This window comes from Deinococcus pimensis DSM 21231, assembly GCF_000519345.1.
GTDB lineage: Bacteria > Deinococcota > Deinococci > Deinococcales > Deinococcaceae > Deinococcus_A > Deinococcus_A pimensis.
Genome location: NZ_KI912633.1, coordinates 425,776 through 428,864, shown reverse-complemented (window position 1 = coordinate 428,864; position 3,089 = coordinate 425,776). Strand labels below are relative to the sequence as shown.

Below are 3,089 nucleotides of genomic sequence, written 5' to 3'. Positions count from 1 at the left end.
GTGTCGGCCTGCGCGGGCCCGCTCACGGACAGGCCCACCGCCACGCCCTCCCGCGCGAGGGCCGCGAGGCGCTCCAGCGTGGCGGCGTCGTGCAGGACGGGACTGTCGGGCGTCACGGAGTGCACCATGTACACCCGCAGCCACGGCCCGAGCTCCTCCCGGCTCAGCGGCCACTGCCGCTCGAGGTTCGCGAGCGAGTGGTCCTTGACCTCGTGCACGTCCGTCTCACGCCGCCAGTCCGCGACGTACGTGTAGCCCCACTTCGAGCCGACGCTCACCTCGGCGCGGGTGAGGCCGCGCCCCTCGAGCCACTCGCGCAGGAAACGCTCGGAGAGGCCGTAGGAGCGCGCCGCGTCGAAGTAGCGCACGCCCGCCGCGAGGGCCGCGTCGAGCACCTCGTGCGCGCGGGCGCGCAGACCGTCCACGTCGGTGTGCCCGGCGAGGTCCTCGGCGTGTCCGAGCGTGAAGTAGCCGGGCCGTCCGAGCGCCGCGAGCCCGAGCCCGAGACGCGAGACGGGCACGCCGGTATGGCCGAGCTCGCGGGTGAAGGCGGGAGGGATCATCCCCTCCTGTCTACCACGTGCCCGCGCTCCGCGCGGGGAACAGGACGCCCACGGGAGGCACGGGCGGCGGCACGGGCGCGGGCCGCGCGATGAAGAAGCCCTGCGCGTAGTCCGCGCCGAGCTCCCGCACGAGCGACAGCTCATGGGCGCTCTCGATGCCCTCCGCGACGACGCGCACGCCCAGTCCGTGGGCGTAGCGCACGAGCGCCCCGACGAGGTCCACGCGGGGATCGCCCGCCGTCAGGCCACGCACGAGCCCCCGGTCGAGCTTCACGATGTCGGGCCGCAGCGCCTCCAGGTACGTGAGGCTGGTGTGCCCCGCGCCGAGGTCGTCGAGCGCCACCTGCGCGCCCTCGCGGCGGTAGCGCTCCAGGATGCGGCGCAGCAGGGCGAGGTCCGGGAAGGCCTCGGATTCGGTCACCTCGAACACGAGACGTCCGAGGTCGGCGCCCGCGCGCTCGCAGGCGCGCCACGTCACGTCGAGACACACGTCGGGGTTGTAGATCACGCCCGGCGAGAAGTTGATGAACAGGTGCGCGCCTGCGGGCAGGGCCGGGTAGGCGCCCGTGATGGCGACGGTCCGGGCGAGCGCGTCGAGGGCGCGCAGCTGACCGCGTGACGAGGCCGCTTCCAGCAGGGGTCCGGCGGAGATGAGGCGGCCGTCCACGTGGGCGCGCAGCAGCGCCTCGTAGCCGTACACGCTTCCGTCCGGGAGGCTCACGATGGGCTGGAGGTGCGCGTGGAGGTTCCGGGCGGCCTCGTCGAACCAGGGCGTGCGGACGCGGCCGAGCCACGTCGCGAGGGGCGCGGCGCTCCAGGGGTCCACGAGGCCGTCCTCGCAGGGCGCGACGAGCAGGTCGGCGGCCTCGGTGGGCCCGAGCGCTCCCGCGAGATCGGTGAGGCGGTCGTAGTGGTCGGGGCGCAGCAGGAGCGCGCCGTCCACCTCGGTGGTGGGCACTTCGAGCGCGGCGAGGACGAGCCGCAGGCGTCGGTGCACGTGCGTGGAACGGCCGCGCAGGGCGAGCGCGCCGGGCAGGGGCGCGGGGCGGACCGCGTGGCAGTCGCAGGGAAGCGGGGTGAGGTCGGCGGGCATGGGGTTCACCTCCATGCTGCGCGCCGGACGTCACGGTTTCCTTACATATGACCGGGAGCGCGCGACTCTGAAGAAAAAATGAAGGCGGGTGTCCTCAGCCGGCGTGGATGTCCCCGTCCACATAGAACCAGCGGCCCTCCTCCCTCCGGAAGGTGCTCGTCTCGTGGAGCGTCCCGCCCCGGAAGCGCGCGACGAACTCCACCGTGCCCCGGGTATCCGAAGGGCCGCCCCGAGCGCGGCGGACCGTCAGGCCCAGCCAGGCCGGGCCGTCCTCCTCCCGCAGGCCGAGCGAGGCGGGCCGCGTGGAGGGATGCCACGTGGCGAGCAGATACGCCTCGCCGCGCAGCACGAACGCCGTGTAGCGCGAGCGCATCAGCGCCTCCGCCGTCCTCGCGGGCGCGTCTCCCGTGAGGCGCGGACGGCAGCAACGCCCGAAGGGCTCGCCCGAGCCGCACGGACACGCGCGTGAGGACGGCCAGAAGTCGAAGGAGGAGGACGAGGAGGTCATGCGCCCTTGATAGCGCACGGTAAACTGTCCTTCATGACCTCCCGCCGCGCCCGGCGTCCACTGCTCGTCGCGCTCGCGCTCGCGCTCGGCGTGGGAGCGCTGTCGGGCTGCTCCACCGTCCGCTACCTCGCGCAGGCCGCGTCGGGGCAGGCGGAGCTCCTCGCGCGCGCCCGGCCCGTCGAGGACGTCCTGAAGGACCCCGCCACGCCCGCCGAGGTGCGACGCCGCCTCACCCTCGTGCGGGACGTGCGCGCCTTCGCCGTCACGGAGCTCGGACTGCCCGACAACGGCACCTTCACCACCTACTCCGACGTGGGCCGCCCGTACCTCGTGTGGAACGTCTTCGCGGCGCCGCCCCTCTCGGTGACGCTGCGCACGAGCTGCTTCCCCGTGGCGGGCTGCGTGGCGTACCGGGGCTACTTCTCACGCGAGGGCGCCGAGGCCGAGGCGGCGAGGCTGCGCGCCTCGGGAGACGACGTGTTCGTCGGCGGCGTCAGCGCGTACTCCACGCTGGGCCGCCTCAGGGACCCGGTGCCCTCCACCATGCTGTCCTACACGGACCCGACGCTGGTGCGGACCGTCGTCCACGAGCTCGCGCATCAGGTGGCGTACGTCACGGACGACTCGGTCTTCAACGAGTCCTTCGCGGTGGCCGTCGAGGAGGAGGGCTCGCGGCGTTTCATGGAGCGCTTCGGCACGCCCGCGCAGCGCGAGACGGACCGCGTTCAGCGCGAGCGCTCGGAGGCGTTCACGGCGCTGCTGCTGCGAGCGCGCGGGGAGCTGGAGGCGGTGTACGCCGCGCGGACGGACGACGCCGCCAGACGCGAGGGCAAGGCGCGCGTGCTGCGGGGGCTGCGCGAGGACTACGCGCGGCTGCGCGAGTCCTGGGGCGGCTACGCGGGCTACGACTTCTGGTTCGCCGAGG

At 74.0% G+C, this 3,089-nt stretch carries 4 protein-coding genes; 1 reads left to right on the top strand and 3 read right to left on the bottom strand.

Annotation, left to right across the window (positions count from 1 at the left end):
- The 3 genes from DEIPI_RS29230 to DEIPI_RS0106975 form a co-directional block, all read right to left on the bottom strand.
- The coding region (locus DEIPI_RS29230; RefSeq protein ID WP_045233751.1) for an aldo/keto reductase at positions 1-563 on the bottom strand (563 nt) is incomplete at its 3' end.
- Positions 564-573: 10 nt separating this feature from the next.
- Positions 574-1,656, bottom strand: a complete 1,083-nt coding sequence (locus tag DEIPI_RS29225; RefSeq protein WP_084474054.1) for an EAL domain-containing protein — start codon at positions 1,654-1,656, stop codon at positions 574-576.
- A 94-nt stretch (positions 1,657-1,750) separates the two neighbouring features.
- Positions 1,751-2,164, bottom strand: coding sequence for a YchJ family protein (locus DEIPI_RS0106975; RefSeq protein WP_027481303.1), 414 nt, complete (start codon positions 2,162-2,164; stop codon positions 1,751-1,753).
- A gap of 33 nt (positions 2,165-2,197) precedes the next feature.
- Here DEIPI_RS0106975 and DEIPI_RS29220 point away from each other — a divergent pair.
- Positions 2,198-3,089 (top strand): aminopeptidase (locus DEIPI_RS29220; RefSeq protein WP_052351646.1); only part of this gene is annotated, 892 nt, incomplete at its 3' end.

Excerpts from the sequence above, each read along its gene's own strand:
- DEIPI_RS29225 (WP_084474054.1), bottom strand. The coding sequence starts at position 1,656 with ATGCCCGCCGACCTCACCCCGCTTCCCTGCGACTGCCACGCGGTCCGC.
- DEIPI_RS0106975 (WP_027481303.1), bottom strand. The coding sequence starts at position 2,164 with ATGACCTCCTCGTCCTCCTCCTTCGACTTCTGGCCGTCCTCACGCGCG.